The sequence below is a fragment of the Mycobacterium sp. DL genome (assembly GCF_039729195.1).
In the GTDB taxonomy this organism is placed as follows: Bacteria; Actinomycetota; Actinomycetes; order Mycobacteriales; family Mycobacteriaceae; genus Mycobacterium; species Mycobacterium hippocampi_A.
Genome location: NZ_CP155796.1, coordinates 2,513,563 through 2,533,157 on the forward strand (window position 1 = coordinate 2,513,563; position 19,595 = coordinate 2,533,157).

Here is a 19,595-nt window from a genome sequence, read left to right on the forward strand (position 1 = left end):
GGGGAGTTGCCGTGGCCGAACCGATCGACGAACACTTCACCGCGACTGTCGCGTCGCTGACGGCGCCCAGGGTGGCCGACACCGATGTTCTGCAGGGAGTCTCGGCCCAAAACTGCCTCGACACCTTCGACGCCCAGCTCGGCAGCAGGCACCTCGACCTGGCCGCGCGCTGGCTCAGATCGAAGGGCAAGGGCTTCTACACGATCGGGTCGGCGGGCCACGAGAGCAACGCAGCGGTGGCGGCTGCGCTGCGACCTACCGACCCGGCCCTGCTGCACTACCGGTCCGGTGGCTTCTACCTCGCCCGCGCGCGGCAGGTCGAAGGCAGTGACCCACTGCGCGACGTGCTGCTCGGCCTGGTCGCCGCGACCGACGAGCCGATCTCCGGAGGCCGGCACAAGGTGTTCGGCAGACACGACCTCGCCGTGATCCCGCAGACCTCGACCATCGCGTCGCACCTGCCGCGGGCGGTCGGCGTCGCCTTCTCCATCGCGCGGGCCCGCAAGCTGAAAGTCGACTGCGCCTGGCCGGCCGATGCGCTGGCGGTGTGCAGTTTCGGGGACGCATCGGCCAACCACTCGACCGCGGTCGGCGCCATCAACGCCGCGATGCACACCGCCTACCAGGGCATGCCCATGCCGCTGCTGTTCGTCTGTGAGGACAACGGCATCGGCATCAGTGTGCGGACCCCCCAGGGATGGATCGCACGAACCTACGGTGACCGTGCCGACCTGAAGTACTTCACCGCCGACGGCACGAACCTGCCCGAGGTGCTGACCGTCGCAGCTGCGGCCGCCGAATACGTTCGCACCCAACGTCGTCCGGCTTTTCTGCACCTGCGCACGGTCCGGCTGATGGGTCATGCCGGCTCGGATTACGAGCCGAGCTACCGCAAGGGTGACGAGATCACCGCCGACTACGCCCGCGATCCGGTGCTGTGCACATCGCGGCTGCTGGTCGCCGCGGGTGTGCTGACACCGCAGCAGGTGCTCGACGAGTACGAGGCGAAACGCGCCGAAGTGCTCGCCCTGGCGACCGAGGTCGTCGACCTGGCGCAGCTGGACAGCCCGCACGCGGTGATGACGCCGCTGCGTGACGCCATCGCCGAGGCCGTCAGCGTGACCACTGCCGCCGCGAAGCAACCGGTCACCGACGCTGACGAGGCACCGATCTCGGTGGCGCAGGCCATCAACCGCGCGCTGCGGGATGCGCTCCGCGAGCACCCCGAGACGCTGGTGTTCGGCGAGGACGTGGGCCGCAAAGGCGGCGTGTACGGCGTGACGCGCGGGCTGCAGGCCACAGCAGGCACCCCCCGGGTGTTCGACACCCTGCTCGACGAGCAGTCGATCCTGGGACTCGCTCTCGGAGCGGGAGTTTCGGGGCTCGTCCCGATTCCGGAGATCCAGTACCTGGCTTACCTCCACAACGCCGCGGACCAGATCCGCGGTGAGGGCGCGACGCTGCAGTTCTTCTCCGACCGCCAATACCGCAACCCGATGGTGGTGCGCATCGCGGGATACGGCTACCAGAAGGGGTTCGGCGGCCACTTCCACAACGACAACTCGATCACGGCCATCCGCGATCTACCCGGGGTGGTGGTGGCATCCCCGGCGCGACCCGACGACGCCGCGGCGATGATGCGGGCGTGCGTCCTCGCGGCTCGCACGGCCGGGGTGGTGTGCCTGTTCCTCGAGCCGATCGCGCTGTACCACACGCGGGACCTGTACGAGGACGGCGACGATCTGTGGCTTACCGGTGACGGCGGGGGAGTCGTGCCGATCGGTCGCGCCCGAACCTACGGCGACGGCCGCGATCTGACGATCCTGACATTCGCAAACGGTGTCCGGATGAGTCTGCGCGTCGCACGCCGACTCGCTGACCTCGACGTCGCGGTGCGGGTGGTCGATCTCCGCTGGCTCGCACCACTGCCGGTGGCGGACATCCTCGCCGAAGCTCACGCGACCGGTCGGGTGCTCGTGGTCGACGAGACACGTGAGGGCGGCGGCGTCAGCGAGGGCGTGCTGACCGCGTTGATCGACCACGGATACACAGGCGCGCTGGCGCGGGTGGCCAGCCACGACAGCTTCATCCCGCTCGGCGATGCGGCGCTGCAGGTGCTGCTGTCCGAGGAGACGATCGAGGCGGCAGCGCTCAAGCTGGTCCAGCATCGGCCGTCAGCGCAACGGTGAGAACCGGCACCGTCAACTCGCGCTGCCACTGACGCGCAGCCGAATTCTGCAGGAACTCCTCCACTGCGGCCGCGGTGTCCTCGGTCGGTTCCCAGTCCCAGCACAGTCGTCGCACGATCTCCGGAGACAACAGATTCTCGACGGGCACCGAAACACGTTGTGCGACTTCGTTCAATCCGGCTTTCGCAGCCTCCAACCGGGCGGCCGCCTCGGGTTTGCGTCGCGCCCACCGCGACGCGGGCGGCGGGCCGTTGGACGCCTCGGAGGCGATGGGCGGATCGGTGGTGGTTCGGGCCCGCTCCAGCGCTTCGAGCCACACCTGGGCGCTGCGCCGCTGCTTGGGTCCACCGAACACCGGCAACTCGGTGAGTTTGTCGACGCTGTCGGGATTGACGGTGGCGGCGTTGACGATCGCGCTGTCCGGCAGGATGCGGCCCGGCGCGATGTCGCGCCGCCGGGCGATCTGGTCGCGGGTGGTCCACAGTTCGCGCACCGCAGCCAGGGCCCGCGGATTGCGGATCTTGTGGATACCGGAGGTGCGACGCCACCGATCACGTCTGGTCGGGGTGCCTTCGAACGTGCGCAGGAACTCGAATTCCTGCCTCGCCCAGTCGGATTTGCCCTGTTCCTCGAGTATCGCGGCGATCGCGTCACGAAGCTCGCCGAGAACCTCGACGTCGAGCGCGGCGTAGTTGAGCCAGTCGTCGGGCAACGGCCGCTTGGACCAGTCAGCGGCACCGTGGCCCTTGGTCAACTGCAGTCCGAGCAGGCGTTGCACCATCGCGGCCAGGTTGACCCGGTCGAAGTTGGCGAGCCGCCCGGCGAGTTCGGTGTCGTAGAGCGCGGTGGGGCGCATACCGATCTCGGCCAGACACGGCAGGTCCTGATCGGCGGCGTGCAACACCCATTCGTCGGTGGCCAGCACCTCGGCCACCGGGGCCATCACCTCGAGGGAATCCCCACCGTGCATGACCGGGTCGATCAGGACGGTGCCGGCACCCGCGCGGCGGATCTGCACCAGGTAGGCGCGGTTGGAGTAGCGGAAGCCTGACGCCCGCTCGGCGTCCACCGCGAACGGCCCGCTGCCGGCCGCCAGAACGTTTGCGGCCCTGGCGATTTCGTAGCGACTGACCGACACCTCCGGTACCCCTTCGCGAGGCGCCAGCAGCGGGGTGGCCTCGGGTTCGGGCGGCTCAGGGTCGCCGGCAGCCTCAGTGGGCACGGAGTCGATGGCGGGGCCCTCTGCCTCGATTTCGGACATGTGGAGTCAGGCGCGGCTGCGGGAGTTCAGGTCGGTCACCCCGTCAGGGGGCAGGCCGGCGGCGTGCTCGAGGACTTCGCAGAACGCTTCGACGTGGGGGCCGAGTTCCAGCGTGGTCGCGGTCCAGGAGGCGCGCAGCTCGAGTTGGTGGGCGCGCGGGGGCCCCGAGATGTCTCCGTAGCGGACCGAGGTGGTGGCGGTGACGGTGCCGCCCAGGGCGGTGACGTGCTCGGAACGCTCCTCGAGCGCATCAACCAGCCAGCTCCAGGCGACCTCGGGGAGCAATGGGTCGACAGCCTCGCTGGAGTCCAGATCGGCCTGGATGTAGGCGACCAGACGCATGGTGCCGTCCCAGGCCTCGGCGCCTTCGGGGTCGTGCAGCAGGATGAGCCGGCCGAACGCATCTCCTTCGGAGCGCTCCGGGATGATCGCCGTCTCGGCGTGCTTGACCTCGGCGCCCAAGGCGTAGCTGAACGGCGCGAGCCGCTGCGGCGGTCGGATCGGGCCGAGCTCGATCTCCGGTCGCACGGTGGTGGCATTCATCGCCGCCACCGCTTCACGGAATTGAGCCGGTTCGGCGGTGGTCACGACGATTGACGCTAGTCCATTCGGGCAGGTCTGTGCTCGTGGCGCGCCGATTGGCACCGGACGGGCCATGGCAGCATAGGGAGCGATGAATACGCGCCGCGAGCTGCCCGAATCGACCTACCTTGCCGCCGCCAGCGGTCGCAAGCCCCGCCGGCTCCCGGTGTGGATGATGAGGCAGGCAGGACGATCGCTGCCCGAGTACCGGGCGCTTCGGGCCAAGAACACGATGATGCAGGCCTGTTTCGACGCCGACCTGATCACCGAGATCACGCTGCAGCCGGTGCGCAGGCACGGCGTCGACGCCGCGATTCTGTTCTCCGACATCGTGGTGCCGCTGCGCGCCGCCGGGATCGCACTGGACATCGTCCCGGACGTCGGCCCGGTGATCGACCACCCCATCCGCACCCCCGACGACGTCCGCGCGATCAACCCCCTCGACCCCCACCAGGTGGCGCCGGTCGCCACCGCCATCACCCAGCTGACCTCTGCGCTGGGTGACGTGCCGCTGATCGGCTTCGCCGGTGCGCCGTTCACGTTGGCGTCCTACCTGGTGGAGGGCGGGCCGAGCCGCAACCACGAGCGCACCAAGGCGATGATGCTGGGCGAATCGGCCACCTGGCATGCGCTCATGACGGCCCTCACCGATGTGACGATCGGGTTCCTGCGGACCCAGCTCGAGGCCGGGGTCGACGCCATCCAGGTGTTCGACTCCTGGGCGGGCACGTTGTCCCTGGCCGACTACCGCGCCTACGTGCTGCCGCACAGTGTTCGTGTGTTCACCTCGCTGGCTGACTTCGGAGTGCCGATGACGCACTTCGGGGTGGGTACCGCCGAGCTGCTCGGCGCGATGTCGGAGGCGGTGTCGGGACACGGGGTGCCGGCAGTCGTGGGGGTGGATTGGCGGACCTCGCTGACCGATGCCGCCGCGCGTGTGCAGCGAGGCTGCGCGCTGCAGGGCAACCTGGACCCGGTGGTGCTGCTGGCCGGCTGGCCTGTCGTGCAGCGCGCGGTGCGGGCGGTCGTGGAGGACGGCAGGCGCGCCGTCGACGCCGGTGCCGCCGGGCACGTGTTCAACCTCGGTCACGGCGTGCTGCCCGGGACGGATCCAGAGGTGATCACCGACGCGGTCGCCTTGGTGCACGAGCTGTGAGTGCATCGTATTGTGTTGTCGGCGGCGGCATTTCAGGACTCGTAGCGGCCTACCGATTGCGCGTGGCAGCCGGTCCTGACGCATCCATCACGGTCCTGGATCCGGCCGATCGGCTCGGTGGCGTGCTGCGCACCGAACGGATCGGCGGGCAGCCGATGGACGTCGGCGCAGAGGCCTTCGTGGCGCGCAGGCCGGAAGTGCCTGCGCTGCTCGCCGAATTGGGCCTCTCGGGTAAGCAGATCGCGACCACCGGAGCACGGCCGTTGATCTACAGCGAGGGCCGGTTGCATCCGTTGCCCAAGGACACCGTCAACGGCATCCCGGCACGGCCCGCCGCGCTGACCGGTCTGGTCGACGACGCGACGGTCCGCTGGATGCTCGACGAACCCCGGCGTCCGTTCACTTGGCGCCCGGGGGCCGACCCGTCGGTCGCCGACCTCGTCGGCGACCGTTTCGGGGAACAGGTGGTGATCCGGTCGGTGGACCCGCTGCTGACCGGGGTCTACTCGGGTTCGTCGGCGACGATCGGGATCCGCGCAGCGGCCCCGACGGTCGCTGCGGCCCTGGATCGCGGCGCGCGCAACCTGACCGACGCGGTCAACGCCGCGCTCCCGCCGCCGCTGACCGGGTCGGTGTTCGGTGCCGTCGACGGCGGCTACACGGTGCTGCTCGACGAACTGGTGCGCCGCTCCGGCCTGCGCTGGGCGCAGGTGGCCGTCCGCGGCGTGCAGCGCGCGCCGCGGGGCTGGGAGTTGATCGACGACGAAGGAGCCCGCTGGCCGGCCGACGGGGTGGTGCTCGCGGTGCCGGCGCCGCGTCTGCCCGCGCTGATCTCCGACCTCGCTCCGAACAGCGCGGCGGTCGCGGCGTCGATTCCGGTGGCGTCGGCGGCGGTGGTGGCCCTTGCACTGCCGGGCGGCACACCGCTGCCCGACCAGTCCGGTGTGCTGGTCGCAGGCCGGGGACCGTTGCGCACCAAGGCGGTGACGCTGTCGTCGCGCAAGTGGGGGCGCCGTGGCAGCGTCGAACTGCTCCGGTTGTCGTTCGGTCGGTTCAGCGACGATGTGGCACGCAACGTCGGCGACGAGGAGCTGCTGACGTGGTCGGAGGAGGACCTCAAGACGCTGTTCGGAATCTCGGTCGAACCGGTGGATCACCGGGTCGTCCGCTGGATCGACGCGATGCCGCAGTACGGGCCGGGCCATGCCGACAGGGTCGCCGAACTGCGCGCCGGGCTGCCGCCGACGCTTGCGGTGGCGGGTGCCTACCTGGACGGGATCGGGGTGCCGGCCTGTGTGGCGTCCGCGACCCGGGCGGCCGCGGCGCTGGTGGTCGACGGCCGCTGACGATTTCTGCGCACGTGGCACGATAGGCCCATGGCCAAGCTCGACTACGAAGCGCTCAACTCCACCATCCGATACCTGATGTTCTCGGTGTTCTCCGTGCGACCGGGCGCGCTGGCCTATGAAGACGACGCGCGCGCGGCCGTCGCCGACGAGATGGCGACGTTCCTCAAAGTCCAGGAGGACAGCGGGGTGGTGGTTCGCGGTCTGTACGACATCGCCGGGATGCGCGCCGATGCGGACTTCATGATGTGGACCCACGCCGAGAACGTCGAGGCCCTGCAGGCGACCTACTCGGATTTCCGCCGCACCACGACGCTGGGCCGCGCGTCGACCGCGGTCTGGAGCAACGTGGCGCTGCACCGGCCGGCCGAGTTCAACAAGAGCCACATCCCGGCGTTCCTCGCCGGTGAGGAGCCAGGCGCCTACATCTGCGTCTACCCGTTCGTCCGATCGCTGGACTGGTATCTGCTACCCGACGACGAGCGTCGACGGATGCTGTCCGAGCATGGGATGGCAGCGCGGGACTACAAAGATGTCCGGGCCAACACGGTGCCGTCGTTCGCGCTGGGAGACTACGAGTGGCTGCTGGCCTTCGAGGCGCCGGAGCTGCACCGCATCGTCGACCTGATGCGCGATCTGCGCGCCACCGATGCCCGGCGCCATGTGCGCGAGGAGACGCCGTTCTTCACCGGCCCGCGGGTCTCGGTCGAACAACTCGTGACGTCGCTTCCGTAGACATTTGCTGACAGGCCAGTGCCGCCACGTCGGCGGAACTAAGTGGCACACGCTGCCAGCATCTCGCCGTTCTGGGGACCGCTTTTCTCTGGTTGCTGAAGACTCTGTGACGTTGGCGTTAAAATTTGGCCTTCCTGGCCCCCGCTGTTGCTAGCATCGTCCGATGCCGAACGCCAGAGCGGTGACGGCAGCCCTCGTCACAGTGGGTGCCGGTCTCACTGCGCTGCAGTTGAGCAGGTGGAGCGGCGAACCCGTGGTCCGGTTCGTGGCCGATCTGGCCGTTCTGGCACTCGCCCTGTTCGCAGTGGGATCCGCGGTAGCTGCCGCACGGCGGGCGGAGGGCAGAAGACGCGCGGCGTGGACCTGCATGGCGGTCGGCCTGGGTGGATTTGCCGCAGGCCAACTGGTCTGGAGTTACAACGGCCTGATCCGCGGAACGCTGCAGTTCCAGTCGGTGGCCGACCTGGGTTACGCCGCACTGCCCGTCGGCGCCGGACTCGCCCTGATACTCCTGCTGGGCGACTACTCACGCACCACGCGGCTTCGGGTACTGCTCGACGGCGTGATCACGGCCGGTGCCCTGTTCGGCACTGCCTGGGTGACCCTGCTGGGAACCGTGTACTCGGCACAGGTGATGGAACCGACCTCCCTGGCGCTGACGCTGGCCTATCCCGTCGCCGACATCGCCGTGGTCACCATCGCGCTGCTGCTGCTGGTTCGCGCGCCTGCCGGGGCTCGCTCGAAACCGGCACTGCTGACCGTGGGATTGGTTCTGATCGCTGCCTCCGACACCGCGTTCGCCTACGTGACGGCGGTGCAGGACCAGTACTACGAGGCCATTTCAATCGGGTATGCGTGGGGCTTCCTGGCGATCGGCGGCGCCGCCCTGGTCAGCCGCGGCGCGCCGCCTCAACGGGTCTGGACCCAATCCCGGATGACCTCGCGGGCGTCGATGTGGCTGCCGTTCGTGCCGGTCACGATCGCGGTGGCGGTGTGTGCTCCGGTCATGATCCCGATCCTGGGGCCGCTGTACATCGTCGGGATCATCACCGTGTTCGCCGTGATGACCCGCCAGTACCTGGTGCTCGACCAGCACCACCGAATGCTGGCCAAGGTGTCCGACCAGGTGATGCGTGATCCGCTGACCGGCCTGGCGAACCGGACGCTGTTCCAGGAGCGACTCGACCGGGCGGTGCAGACACCGCGTGACGACAACCGTTCGGTGGCGGTGCTTCTGATGGATCTCGACCATTTCAAACTCGTCAACGACAGCCTCGGGCACGCAGCCGGCGATGCCATGCTGGTGCGGTTCTCCGAACGCCTCAACGGCATCGTCCGCCCCGACGACACGGCCGCACGACTCGGCGGCGACGAGTTCGCGGTCCTGATGGAGGGTGACGTCGAGGCCCTGCGCGCCGTCGCCCAGGGTGTGGCGCACGCTTTCGACCGGCCCTTCGCCGTCGCGGGGCAGGAACTGTGGGTGCGGCCCAGCGTCGGGCTGGCGATGACCGAGGAGGGTGCTCCCGCAGTCACCGGAGACGAGTTGCTCCTGCAGGCCGATGTCGCGATGTACGCCGCGAAGAAGTCGCGCTCAGGTGATCTGCACGTGTACAGCGCGGACATGTCGCACGGCGAGATCGTCGGGGGCGTGCCTGTCACCGACTCCAGGAGTCGTGCAGCGGGTCGGGTCGCGGCTCGCCTGCTCGGTGAGCTTCGGCACGCGATAGAACGCCGCGAGCTCACGGTGTTCTACCAGCCCAAGTTCGACCTGCGCGCCGGCCAGATCGTCGGAGTGGAGGCGCTGGTCCGCTGGCCGCACCCGCGCCGGGGCTGCTGGCTCCCGAGCAGTTCCTCCCGTTGGTGCGCGAGCACGGATTGATGCGCTCGTTGACATCCCTGGTGCTGGACCTGGCGTTGGACGATGTGGCCGACTGGTATGAAAAGGGCGTCGGAGTTCCCGTCGCGGTCAACGTCTTCGCCCCGTCGATCAGCGACACCGATCTGCCCCGGCAACTCCTGCAGGCCCTCGAATGCCGGCGCCTGCCGCCGGAGACGCTGACCGTCGAGATCACCGAGGATCTGCTGCTGGAGGACATCGCCCAGACCCGCGCGGTCTTCACCGAGCTGCGGGACAGCGGGATTCGCATCGCGATCGACGACTTCGGCAGTGGTTACTCGGCGTTGTGGTATCTGAGGGATTTTCAGGTGCACGAGGTCAAGCTCGATCGGGAGTTCATCGCGCCCATCCTGACCCAGCCGACGTCGGCCGCGATCGTGCGCGCGGTGATCGACCTCGCTCACGTGTTGGGCGTCACGCCGGTGGCCGAGGGAGTCGAGAACGCCGAAACGGCAGCGAAGCTGCTCGAGTACGGCTGTGACGTCGCTCAGGGCTTCTACTACAGTCCGCCTGTCGTGGCGCCTGCGATGCTCGAACTGCTGGCATCGCAGCAGCGCCGACGCGACGGTCGCAGCGCCGGCGAGAACGGCTACCCGTCCGAAGGCAAGAGGCGCAGCGAGATCGAGTTGATGCAGTAGCGCTTGTCGGTCGGAGTCGGATAGCCCTCGCCGGAGAAGACATGCCCGAGGTGGCTGTGGCAGTTGGCGCACACCACCTCGACTCGGTGCATACCCAGGGTGTTGTCGGTGCGCAGGATCACCGAGTCCGAATCGGCGGGGTCGAAGAAAGACGGCCAGCCGCAATGGGATTCGAACTTCTCGGTGCTGCGGAACAGTTCCGCCCCACACGCCCGGCACGCATAAACGCCCTCGGTCTTGGAGTCGGTGTACTCACCGGTGAAAGGACGCTCGGTGCCGGCACGACGCAGCACCGCGAACTCCTCCGGGTTCAACCGCTCGCGCCACTGATCGTCGCTCAGCACCAGCTTGGGACCCGGCATCGAATCTGACCCTGTCGCCGTCATGCTGACAGGTTACGCGTCGCGTTTGGCCCCGGCGTCGGTGAGTTGCCCGACCCACGGCGGGTCGATGCCGTCGTCGAGGCGGCCGTCGTTCTTGGCGTCGAGATACCGGAACAGCAGTACCACGAACACCACGATGGACAGCAGCGACCAGCCGTAGGTGATCTTCAGGTACTCCAGTGCGCGCCCCGTCGTCGGCCAGTGTCCGAGCAGCCAGCGGTCCATCGTCGTGAAGCCGTAGATCGCCATCCACGCCACCCAGCTGCGGATGGCCGAGTTCGGCAGCACGACGGTCATCAGGAACGGGAACAGCATCATCGAGTAGTAGCCCTGCCCCAGGGAGAGCACCAGCCACGACGTCAGCAGGAGCACACCGGAGGAGGTCAGCATCCAGAACAGCGGGTCGCGGGTGCGGTAGTACCGGTAGAGCAGCCACAGCGAGGCCGCACCCAGCAGCGCGAACCCGACACGCATCAACAGGATCAGCCACATCGGCAGCCCGTAGTAGACCCCGTTGCCCAGGATCGAACTGTTGAAGTAGTCGCGGGTGGACAGGATGTAAGGCACCGTGCGGGTGACGAAGCTCATCGGGTCGCTGATCAGCGGCCACGCCACCGCGTTGAACACCGCTGGCACCGCGAACGCGGTCACCAGCGTCCGCCACTGCCGGTTGAGCAGCGGCAGCAGCAGCAGCGGTGCGAGCAGAGGTTTGACCACCAGCGTCAGACCTATCGCGACCCCGGCCCACCATTCGTGGCTCTTGTTCCCGTCGAGCAGGAACCGGAAGAACAGCACTTCCAGCAACAGGATGGGCCCGTTGATGTTTCCGAACACCAGCGTGTTGGTGACGTTCTCGGTGCAGAACATCGCCAGCAGCAGCGCCGGCGCGGCCACCGAGGCCAACGTGAACTTGAACAGCCTCAGCAGGAAGTACGCCGCCAGCAGGATCGCCAGCGTGTTGAAGAAGATGAACCAGTAGCGCGACGCCTCGACCGGCAGATAGCCGAAGGGCGCCATGATCAGTGTGCCGCCGGGCGGGTACAGGTAGTGCGGATCGACCTGGTCGAAGTTTCCGTCGTAGATGTTCAGGCCGAGTTTGAAATTCACCACCGCGCGATAAACGGGCGCGAAGTCGTCGGTGATGAAGCCGTTGGTGGCCAGGACGTAGCTGCGGTGGATGACGGACAGAATCGCCAGCGGCCACAGGATCGACCGCAGAACCGACGCGGTGCTGGGCGGGGACGTGCGAGGCCGGAATCCGCTCAGAACAAGATCACGCACGTGGGCACCGTACCCGAAGGGCCGACGGGTGACGCCGCGACATGACCTACGTCAGGCCGGGCAGTACGTGTCGGTGGGGGGTAGCTGGCCGGAGTCCAGGTAGCCCATCACCGGTGGCAGCGCGCAGGGCGAGTAGATGACCGCGCCGTGTCCGATGCCCTGCCACATGACCCGTCGGTTGGTCGAACCGGCGTTGATCGCGGTGGCGGCGACCGCGGCCACACCTGCATTGCCGACGATCGGATTGTTCTGCACGCCCAGCAGCAGAGTCGGGATGGTGAGGTTCTCGGGCTCCTGCGGCGCGGTGCCGCTGGGCCAGTTCAGGCACTTCACCATGTCGAGCGCACCCACCCTGCCGAACTGGGGGTAAAGGTCGTCCCACGCCACCACGAGTTCGCGGACCCGGTCGGGGGTGGGGCGGTTCAACGCGTCACTGCAGGTGTTGACGAACTGGCCGTCGGTCTGGCGCGTCGTCTCCGCCTGGTTGATCAGGTTGTTGAGCCGGTTGGTGTTGCCGGACCGGGCGTCGGCGACCGCGAGTGCCAACTCGTTGCCGGCATCGACCCGCTCGCCCTGCGGATAGGCGAGCGCCGTGGAGATGGCGTCGGCGACAGCGGCCTCCGAGGCGCCGTTGGGTCCACTGCCCGAACGCGCCGATTCCAGCAACGCGTCCACCGCGGCCTTCGGATCAGCGCCCAGCGGGCAGTTCGTCGCCGCGCACTGGGCCGCCCACGCGTCCAGAGCGGCCTGCTCACCTTGGACACGCTGCTCGGTGGCTGCCTCCGCCGCGATGCCCAGCGGAAGGGGGGAGTCCAGGATCAGCCTGGCCACCTTGCTCGGGTGCGACCCGGCGTAGGCCAGCGCGACCTGGGCCCCGTTACCGACACCGAGCAGCGCCAGAGCGGGCACATCCCAGGTGGTGCGGAGTCGCTCGAGATCCTCGGCGGCGTGGGTGTTGTCGTAGGCGGAATCGCCGGGGGCGATGGTGTCGGTGCAGTTCGTCGTCGCCGTCATCGTCACCGCACCGAGGTTGGCGACGGGATCGTCGCCGGACTGGAACTGGGCCTGCTCGAACATCTCCTGACGGTCGAACAGGTCGCGGCAGTCCAACGCACCCGACATGCCGATGCCACGGCGGTCCACCGAGACGACGGGGTGCTGGGCGAGCACGTCGGTGCCGGCGCGCGACAACCACACGGGCAGCTGGGTCGAGCTGGGCAGATCCGACCCGGTGGTCATCACCAAGGGTCCGGCATCACCGGGGGTCTGTGCGGTTCTTGCGCGCATCACCCCGATGCTTACGGTGCCGCTGGCGCCGTTGATCGAATCGAGGTCGGCGTCATAGGTGGCGCAGTCCACCGAGACACCCGGAACCGGATTCACCGACGCGTCGCTGAAGGCCCGCGACGTGCAGTCCTGCCACGACAGGTCGTTCTTCGGCGCCTCGATGGCCGGTGGCCCGGCGGGCGCTGCGCTGGACTGCGGCTCGCCCTGGGGGCCTGCCCCGGAGTTGGTGGCGTAGCGCGGGTTTGCGGCCAGGCCGGGTGAGCAGCCGACCACCAGCAGTGACACCAGAACGGCCGCTGCGGCGGCACCGCGAGGAGCACGGGGCAGACGACGCATGGTGACCACAGTACTGACCGGTCTCACTGAGCTGCGTCGAAGCGCGGTGGCTCACGGCGGTCGTAGCGCAGATAGAGGTAGCCGTCATCGTCGGTGAGCGCGTGGCGCAGCCGCATCGCGGTCTGCACCTCACCGGCCCCGGTCACGATGCGTCCGGCCTCTCCGCCGACAAGCATCGGAGCCACCGTCAGGCACAGCTCGTCGAGCACGTCCTGTTCGGTGAACATGCCGAGGATGCCGGGACCCCCTTCGGTCAGGACCCGCAGCAGCCCTCGGCCGGCCAGCAGGTCGAGAGCGGTCGACATGTCCACCGAGTCGGGGTCGGCGCCGGACGCATCGAGGACCTCGGCGACGCCGTCGAGCCGAGACCTGGTGTCCTCCGCCGCGTCAGCGCTGGTCAGGATCAGCGGTGTGATCTCGGTGCGGTGGAACAGCTTCGCGTCCCGGTCGAGTCGGCCCGACCGCGTCAGCACGGCGATCGGCGGCACCTCCGCCTGCCCGCGCTGTCGGCGTGCCCCTCGTTGGTCGGCGTCGAACTGGACTCCCGAGTAGTCCTCGACGCGCACCGTGGATGCGCCGACGACGATCACGTCGGCGGCTTCGCGCAGCGCCGTGAAGACGGCCTTGTCGCCGTCGCCGCCCAGATCACCCGACTTACCTGCGCTCGTCGCCCCGCCGTCGACGGAGGCGATCATGTTGGCCCGCACCCAGCACGACTTCAGATCGTCGGGGTAGGCGTAGCTCTGGGCGAGCGCGCCCGGACCGAATCGGTCGGTTCGGCCGAGCATTGTGAACTGCGTCCCGTCACCGGCTTCTGACATACGCAGAATCACAGCACGCCGTTAAAGTGCCAGCATGCACGGGTCCAGTGATGTCGGGAGTCTGGTCGATCGTCATCCCACCGTCACCCCGGAACGGCTGATCGCCCAGCTGGTCCCGCCGCCCACATTCGCCGACGTCGGGTTCGACACCTACAAGCCGGATCCGGCCGAGCCGTCGCAGGCCGCGGCAGTGGACGCGTGTCGGCTGTTCTGTGAGCAGGCGGTGCAGCGGCGGGCCGGCAAGAAGAAGCTGTTCGGCAAACGCGAGGTGCTGCCAGGGGTCGGGGTGTATCTCGACGGCGGTTTCGGCGTCGGCAAGACCCATCTGCTGGCGTCGTCGTACTACGCGGTGCCCGGCCCGAAAGCGTTCGCGACGTTCGGCGAGCTCACCCAGTTGGCGGGGGTCTTCGGGTTCGTCGAGTGCATCGAGTTGCTGTCCGACTATGTGGTGGTCTGCATCGACGAGTTCGAACTCGACGACCCCGGCAACACCACGCTGATCTCCCGGCTGCTGTCGGCGCTCGTCGAGAACGGCGTGTCGGTAGCCGCGACGTCGAACACGTTGCCCGAGCAGTTGGGGGAGGGCCGGTTCGCGGCGCAGGACTTCCTGCGGGAGATCAACACGCTGGCGGCGATGTTCACCACGGTGCGCATCGAGGGCCCGGACTACCGCCATCGTGACCTGCCGCCGGCGCCGGTGCCGCCGAGTGACACCGAGGTCGCCGACCGGGCGGCCACGGTGCCCGGCGCGACGCTGGATGACTTCGACGCGCTGTGCGCGCATCTGGCGACCATGCATCCGTCGCGTTATCTCACGCTGATCGAAGGGGTTTCGGAGGTTTTCATCACCGGTGTCCGCCCGATCGATGACCAGAGTGTCGCGCTTCGGCTGGTGTCGCTGACCGACCGGCTCTACGACGCCGGCATCCCCGTGGTGGCCTCGGGGGCCAAGTTGGACACGGTGTTCAGCGACGAGATGCTGCAGGGCGGATTCCGCAAGAAGTACCTGCGGGCGACGTCGCGACTGCTGGCGTTGACCGCGGTCGGTCAGGACGGGCGCACCAGCACGTAATCCTGCTCGATGTGGGTGCCGAGCCGGAAGGTCTTGGTGCCGGTGATCACGAAGCCGTGCTTGGCGTAGAAGCGTTGTGCCCGTTGGTTCTGCTGGTTGACGCCCAGCCACACGCACGCGGCGTCGAGTTCCGTGGCGTGCTGCAGCGCTGCTGACATCAGCGCTGCCGACACCCCGGCGCCGTGACCTTCGGGCAGCACGTACATCTTCGACAGCTCGACGGCCGGATGCGCGGTGACCGCTTTCCTGACGTCGGCGTCGTCGGGCAGACCACGAATCAGCATGGCGTAGCCGATGATTCGGCCGCCCTCGGTCGCGGTGAGCACCGCGCGTTCGGGGTCGGCGAGATACTCGGCGAAACGCGCGGCGGTGAGGTTGTCGTTGACGAACGCCGCGACGTCCACCGGGGTGGCGGACGGGGGACAGGCCAGCGGGAAGGTCCTCGCAGCCACCTCGGCAAGTTCGGCCAGTCGCGCCGGGGATGCGGTGTCGACCTGCGGGCGGAACTCAGGCTGGGTCAGGAAAGGTTCCACTGCGCCAGGCGGGTGCCGGTGATCTTGTCCAGCAGTACGACGTTGGACACCAGGTCGCGGTAGCAGTCCCACCAGACCCCGCCGCTGAAGGTCTGCCCGACCCGAGCGTTCTGCATGCCCAACTGCAAGGAATCGGGGGAGTCGCTGTTGCGCGGTTCGTAGGCGTCGCCGGTCGGGGTGACGCCACGGAACTGGTAGGTGATGGCCATCGCGAACGCGGTGGGGACGCGCACCGGCGTGATCGTGATGTCGGCGCGGTAGACCTGGTGGCGCGGCGGGCGGGGCGGATACCCGAATCCCGGGGGTACGGGCGAGGGCAGGACGTTGTTGACCGAGATGTCGGCGACCAGGCCCTCGAACTCCACGCGCAACGGCTCACCCAGGCGCCCGATGGGGATGTTCGCCGCCGACGCTGAGGGGGCGACCAGACCTCCCAGTGCCGCCAGTGTGGCGATCAGCAGCGCGAGCCAGCGACGCATGTGTGGTGTCCCCTCGTAGGCGTGCTTCGCATGATTGCACACCCACTGAGAGGGGCGGTGCGCGTTGGGCGTCAGGACACCCAGGGACCCACGCCGCCCACCCTGTCGATGCGAATCCGCGTCAGATACCCGGCGGGCGCGTCGTCAGGCGGGAAGTGTGCGTCGGGGCCTGCGAGCGTCGTCGCAAGGCCGGCGAGCACCTCGGGGGCACCTCCCTCGACGATCCGGGCCGTCCCGTTGATCGCGAGATACGGCCGCATCACCTGATGAGTACCGTCCAGCGCGACGATGGTGACCGCGACCCGCGGATCGCGGCGAACGTTGCGAACCTTCTTGTGCTCGGAGAGGTGGGCGGTGACCAGTTCGTCGCCATCCGGTGTGGTCTGCAGAGCGACCCAGACGAGGCTCACCTGCGGGCTGCCATCGGGGTTGAGGGTGACGAGGGTGGCGTCGGCCCCGGTGCCGATGAGGTCGCGGGCGGCGTCGTTGAGTCTCATGGAGCTATCTACCGTGCGGCGTCGTGATTAATTCCCTCAGGAGGTCTTGAGTTCGTCCACGGCGCGGTAGGCGGCGTCGAAGATTTTGTCGATCACGCCAATGCGTCCAGAGCGGCCAGCAGATCGCTTTCGAAGCGCTCCCAGTCGAGGCCCATCCCGTGCAGCACTCCGCCGTCATCTTCTTCTTCGTGCAACGCGAGCAGCAGATGCTCGGTGCCGATGAAGTTGTGTCCCAACCGTAGGGCCTGGCGGAAGGTCAATTCGAGTGCCTTTTTGGCGCGCGGGTCGAACGGGATGAGCGCGGGGACCTCGTCGGTTCTCGGCGGCAGCGCGACGGTGGCTGCGACCGCGGTGACGTCGATGCCCTGGGCGGCGACGAGGTGGGCGGCCAGACCGGTCGGGTCGGCGAACAGGCCCAGGATCAGGTGTGCGGGTTGGATCAACGGGTTGCCGGCTTCATGGGCACGGTGCTGGGCTTGGACCACGACGTTGCGCGCCCGCTCGGTGAACCGGCTGAATCCGGCGTTGGGGTCCAGGGTGTCGGGGTTGTCGGGGGTCCTGGGGACGAATCGTTTCTGCGCCGCCTGTTTGGTGACACCCATGCACTGGCCGATCTCGGTCCACGAGGCGCCGGATCGGCGGGCCTGGTCGACGAAGTGGCCGATGAGGTGGTCGGCCACCTCGCCGAGTGCCTGGGCGGCCAGCACGGCGTCGGTGAGTTGATCGAGAGGTTGGTCGTGCACCTGGGTGATGACGTCGATCAGGTCGTCGAGACGGACGGGGTGGGTGATCTTCGCGCTCATGTCGTCAACCCTAGGTTGACGATAGGCGAGCGTCAACCCTGGGTTGACGACTGCGCCTCGGGGTAGCCACGCCGCACGGTGCGATCGAGAATGCCGAGGGTCGCCCGCAGGGCGCTCTCGGACACGACCGGGAAGATATCGGCGTCGCGCCAGTGCTGGTCGATGTCGGACCAGTCGTAGAACGAGGTGACCAGCGTGCCGCCCTCGGCGGGTTCCAGGCGGTAGCCGTAGACGTGGCCGATCTGCGGCTTGATCTGCCCGAGGATCTTCCACGCGATCAGCCGATCCTGCTCGAATGCGCTGATCTCCACGGAGACGTCGTACCGACCCAGCGGGTAGTCGTTGAGTGCTTCGCGGTCCATGTGCACCACGAAGGTGTCACCGACCGCGCGCACCGGGTCACCGTCGGCGTCCTGCAGCATGCCGGTGGCGTCGATGGCCACATGGCCCTGCGGATCGCACAGCACGGCGAAGATGTCGGCGGCCGGGGCGGGGATGGTTCGGGGCACTTCGATGCGATCGGTCATGCGTTGATGGTGTCAGCAGATCCAGTGGGATGGATCACTCAGGGTTTCGCTGTGAGTGAAGTGCGGGAACTGAAATAGCCATGGGGGTAAAAGACCGGACCACCACAGCGACGGCACAACCGCGGATGTTGCGGCAAGCACTGGACTTCATCCACAGCAATGCGCAATACGACATCACCATCCGCGATATCGCCGCGGCCGCCGATGTCACGCCTCGTGCCATTCAATACGCGTTCCGTGAGCACCTGACCACAACACCACTGGAATACCTGCGCCGCATCAGGCTGGAGCGGGCCCACCGGGAGTTGAAGTCGGCCGACCCGGCGTTGGACACAGTCACGTCGATCGCCGGGCGCTGCGGATTCAGCCATCCCGGTCGCTTCAGCAGCGCCTACAAGGAAGTCTTCGGCACCGAACCCAGTCGCACTCTGCGCAGCACCTGAGCGTCAGAGCGGGGTGAAGCCGGCGCTGGTCAGGATCCCGGGCTGCCATCCCTGCGCTCCGACACACAGCAACGGTCGGCCGTCAGGGGCCTGCGCGGCGGCCTGCGGGTTGGGGCACCGGCTGCCGATTTCCCGGACGCCGTGCAGCTCGTAGCTGATCTGCCAGAAGCCCGTGTAGACCGGGGGCCACTGGTTGGGAATCCACCGGCACTGCATGGCCGCGCCGCCTTTGCCGCGACCGAACGTGAAGCGCTCCATGTTCGTGCAAGGTCCGGTGAGTGGGGCGTCGTAGACCATTCCGGGGACGTCGGTGTCGTAGCGACCTGAGTCGTCGGGGTACATCGGACCCGGCTCGGCTATCGCGGCCGGCGCTGCGCCCAGGGCAGCAGCTCCGATGGCGGTCGCCACGAGCATCTCGCGAATCATGTCCTACCCCTAGGTCGTCTGAACGGGTCCGGTGTATCGCGAACTCTAGCGGGTACGGCGGGATCGCCATCGGCTTTCCGGACTGGCAAACACGATCTCGGCCCGCCACCTGGGGGGGGTTGGTGGCGGGCCGAGCTTATCGGGGTTGTCTGTGCTGCTGACTACGAAGCTACGACCTCAAGCTGAGAATGACCTGATAGAAAGGTCACCACTTCGACACGGATCGGTCAGTGGGTGTTACTGCCTGCGCCGGTTTTCCCGGGCGGTTCACCCTGCCTGTAGGGCCTGATTCGACTCCGCGGGTGAGGTATTCGGGTGCCCAAGGATCGTCAAGGGCCGCGCCGGACGGAAACGTGGCTGTCCCGCTCCAGGAAGAGAATGAAACGGAGGGTGGCCGTTCATGGACTGCACGGGAATGCAGTAGGCGCACAATTCGACACCGACGGTGGGATAACCGCATGCGGGGCAGATGTCCATCATTGCCATGTGAGTCTGCTCCTGCGTGCCGGGCCGGTCGCTGTCGCGACACTTGGTGGAAATTGATTGTGACCCAACAGTTACCCGTTTGCAGGGGAATTAACCGTGTCGTCAACGCGTCGATGCGTCGGTGACCGCAACCGGGCCGGTTCCGGAGAATCTGCGTTGGTCCGCGCGTAATCTTTGAGAATGACGGTGGCTCAGATCATCGTGGTTGCCGTCCCTCTGCTGGCAATCGCCCTGGTCGCTTCCGCGGTCATTTTCATGCCGCGCAGACGCCGACACTCACTGAGTCCTGCTGACCGCTACCGTCGCAGCGCTCAGCAGATCCGATCGGCGACCGACCGAAAGACCGCGCCAAGGCGCTCAGGGCAATTAGGAGACCCGCCGGACTCCAGCGGCGTCGGTTTAGGACCCGGAGGTTTC

At 67.9% G+C, this 19,595-nt stretch carries 18 protein-coding genes and 1 pseudogene; 7 read left to right on the forward strand and 12 right to left on the reverse strand.

Going from position 1 to position 19,595, the window contains the following annotated elements; all coding sequences use genetic code 11:
• The first annotated feature begins 11 nt into the window (after positions 1 to 11).
• Complete coding sequence (locus tag ABDC78_RS12140) at positions 12 to 2,189, forward strand: thiamine pyrophosphate-dependent enzyme (RefSeq protein ID WP_178360506.1); 2,178 nt, start codon at positions 12 to 14, stop codon at positions 2,187 to 2,189.
• Here ABDC78_RS12140 and ABDC78_RS12145 read toward each other — a convergent pair.
• Together ABDC78_RS12145 and ABDC78_RS12150 are read right to left on the reverse strand one after the other, a co-directional pair.
• The gene (locus ABDC78_RS12145; protein ID WP_178360507.1) at positions 2,152 to 3,450 is read right to left on the reverse strand and encodes a ribonuclease D; all 1,299 of its coding nucleotides are present in this window, start codon (positions 3,448 to 3,450) and stop codon (positions 2,152 to 2,154) included. The genes ABDC78_RS12140 and ABDC78_RS12145 overlap by 38 nt on opposite strands.
• 6 nt (positions 3,451 to 3,456) lie before the next feature.
• Positions 3,457 to 3,993 carry a DUF3000 domain-containing protein gene (locus tag ABDC78_RS12150; protein ID WP_218621132.1) on the reverse strand — a complete coding sequence of 179 codons (537 nt, stop codon included), beginning with the start codon at positions 3,991 to 3,993 and terminating at the stop codon, positions 3,457 to 3,459.
• A gap of 130 nt (positions 3,994 to 4,123) precedes the next feature.
• On the opposite strand from ABDC78_RS12150, the gene hemE reads away from it, so the two are divergent.
• The 4 genes and pseudogenes from hemE to ABDC78_RS12170 all read left to right on the forward strand — a co-directional run bounded on the left by hemE (position 4,124) and on the right by ABDC78_RS12170 (position 9,804).
• Complete coding sequence (gene hemE / locus ABDC78_RS12155; RefSeq protein WP_178360509.1) at positions 4,124 to 5,188, forward strand: uroporphyrinogen decarboxylase; 1,065 nt, start codon at positions 4,124 to 4,126, stop codon at positions 5,186 to 5,188.
• Positions 5,185 to 6,534, forward strand: coding sequence for a protoporphyrinogen oxidase (locus ABDC78_RS12160; protein WP_178360510.1), 1,350 nt, complete (start codon positions 5,185 to 5,187; stop codon positions 6,532 to 6,534). Before hemE ends, ABDC78_RS12160 begins: the two co-directional genes overlap by 4 nt.
• Positions 6,535 to 6,564: 30 nt before the next feature.
• A complete protein-coding gene (hemQ, locus tag ABDC78_RS12165; RefSeq protein WP_178360511.1) occupies positions 6,565 to 7,269 on the forward strand; it encodes a hydrogen peroxide-dependent heme synthase in 705 nt (234 codons plus the stop codon).
• A 1,129-nt stretch (positions 7,270 to 8,398) separates the two neighbouring features.
• A pseudogene (locus ABDC78_RS12170) lies at positions 8,399 to 9,804 on the forward strand (EAL domain-containing protein).
• On the opposite strand, the gene msrB reads toward ABDC78_RS12170, so the two are convergent.
• From msrB to ABDC78_RS12190, 4 genes are read right to left on the reverse strand one after another with little or no spacing between them, the layout of a single operon-like run.
• On the reverse strand, positions 9,756 to 10,166 hold the full coding sequence (gene msrB, locus ABDC78_RS12175) for a peptide-methionine (R)-S-oxide reductase MsrB (RefSeq protein ID WP_178360542.1): 411 nt from the start codon (positions 10,164 to 10,166) through the stop codon (positions 9,756 to 9,758). The pseudogene ABDC78_RS12170 and the gene msrB sit on opposite strands and share 49 nt — an antisense overlap.
• Positions 10,167 to 10,199: 33 nt before the next feature.
• On the reverse strand, positions 10,200 to 11,468 hold the full coding sequence (gene aftC / locus ABDC78_RS12180) for an arabinofuranan 3-O-arabinosyltransferase (RefSeq protein ID WP_178360514.1): 1,269 nt from the start codon (positions 11,466 to 11,468) through the stop codon (positions 10,200 to 10,202).
• A 51-nt stretch (positions 11,469 to 11,519) separates the two neighbouring features.
• On the reverse strand, positions 11,520 to 13,091 hold the full coding sequence (locus tag ABDC78_RS12185; RefSeq protein ID WP_178360515.1) for an alpha/beta fold hydrolase: 1,572 nt from the start codon (positions 13,089 to 13,091) through the stop codon (positions 11,520 to 11,522).
• A gap of 23 nt (positions 13,092 to 13,114) precedes the next feature.
• On the reverse strand, positions 13,115 to 13,912 hold the full coding sequence (locus ABDC78_RS12190) for a pyrimidine reductase family protein (protein ID WP_178360516.1): 798 nt from the start codon (positions 13,910 to 13,912) through the stop codon (positions 13,115 to 13,117).
• Positions 13,913 to 13,946: 34 nt separating this feature from the next.
• On the opposite strand from ABDC78_RS12190, the gene zapE reads away from it, so the two are divergent.
• Entirely contained in the window at positions 13,947 to 14,984 is a 1,038-nt protein-coding gene (zapE, locus tag ABDC78_RS12195; RefSeq protein ID WP_178360517.1) for a cell division protein ZapE, read from the forward strand.
• On the opposite strand, the gene ABDC78_RS12200 is transcribed toward zapE, so the two are convergent.
• From ABDC78_RS12200 to ABDC78_RS12220, 5 genes are all read right to left on the reverse strand, one after another.
• Positions 14,960 to 15,517 carry a GNAT family N-acetyltransferase gene (locus ABDC78_RS12200; RefSeq protein WP_347133442.1) on the reverse strand — a complete coding sequence of 186 codons (558 nt, stop codon included), beginning with the start codon at positions 15,515 to 15,517 and terminating at the stop codon, positions 14,960 to 14,962. The two genes, zapE and ABDC78_RS12200, sit on opposite strands and share 25 nt — an antisense overlap.
• A complete protein-coding gene (locus tag ABDC78_RS12205) occupies positions 15,502 to 15,996 on the reverse strand; it encodes a hypothetical protein (RefSeq protein WP_178360518.1) in 495 nt (164 codons plus the stop codon). Before ABDC78_RS12205 ends, ABDC78_RS12200 begins: the two co-directional genes overlap by 16 nt.
• A 71-nt stretch (positions 15,997 to 16,067) precedes the next feature.
• On the reverse strand, positions 16,068 to 16,493 hold the full coding sequence (locus tag ABDC78_RS12210) for a PPOX class F420-dependent oxidoreductase (protein ID WP_178360519.1): 426 nt from the start codon (positions 16,491 to 16,493) through the stop codon (positions 16,068 to 16,070).
• 92 nt (positions 16,494 to 16,585) lie between these two features.
• Positions 16,586 to 17,296, reverse strand: coding sequence for a Clp protease N-terminal domain-containing protein (locus ABDC78_RS12215; RefSeq protein WP_178360520.1), 711 nt, complete (start codon positions 17,294 to 17,296; stop codon positions 16,586 to 16,588).
• A 32-nt stretch (positions 17,297 to 17,328) separates the two neighbouring features.
• Entirely contained in the window at positions 17,329 to 17,823 is a 495-nt protein-coding gene (locus ABDC78_RS12220; protein WP_178360521.1) for a polyketide cyclase, read from the reverse strand.
• A gap of 80 nt (positions 17,824 to 17,903) precedes the next feature.
• On the opposite strand from ABDC78_RS12220, the gene ABDC78_RS12225 reads away from it, so the two are divergent.
• On the forward strand, positions 17,904 to 18,266 hold the full coding sequence (locus ABDC78_RS12225; RefSeq protein WP_178360522.1) for a helix-turn-helix transcriptional regulator: 363 nt from the start codon (positions 17,904 to 17,906) through the stop codon (positions 18,264 to 18,266).
• A gap of 3 nt (positions 18,267 to 18,269) precedes the next feature.
• Here the strand turns inward: ABDC78_RS12225 and ABDC78_RS12230 are convergent, their stop codons facing one another.
• The gene (locus tag ABDC78_RS12230) at positions 18,270 to 18,692 is read right to left on the reverse strand and encodes a hypothetical protein (RefSeq protein ID WP_178360523.1); all 423 of its coding nucleotides are present in this window, start codon (positions 18,690 to 18,692) and stop codon (positions 18,270 to 18,272) included.
• Between the last annotated feature and the right edge of the window lie 903 nt (positions 18,693 to 19,595).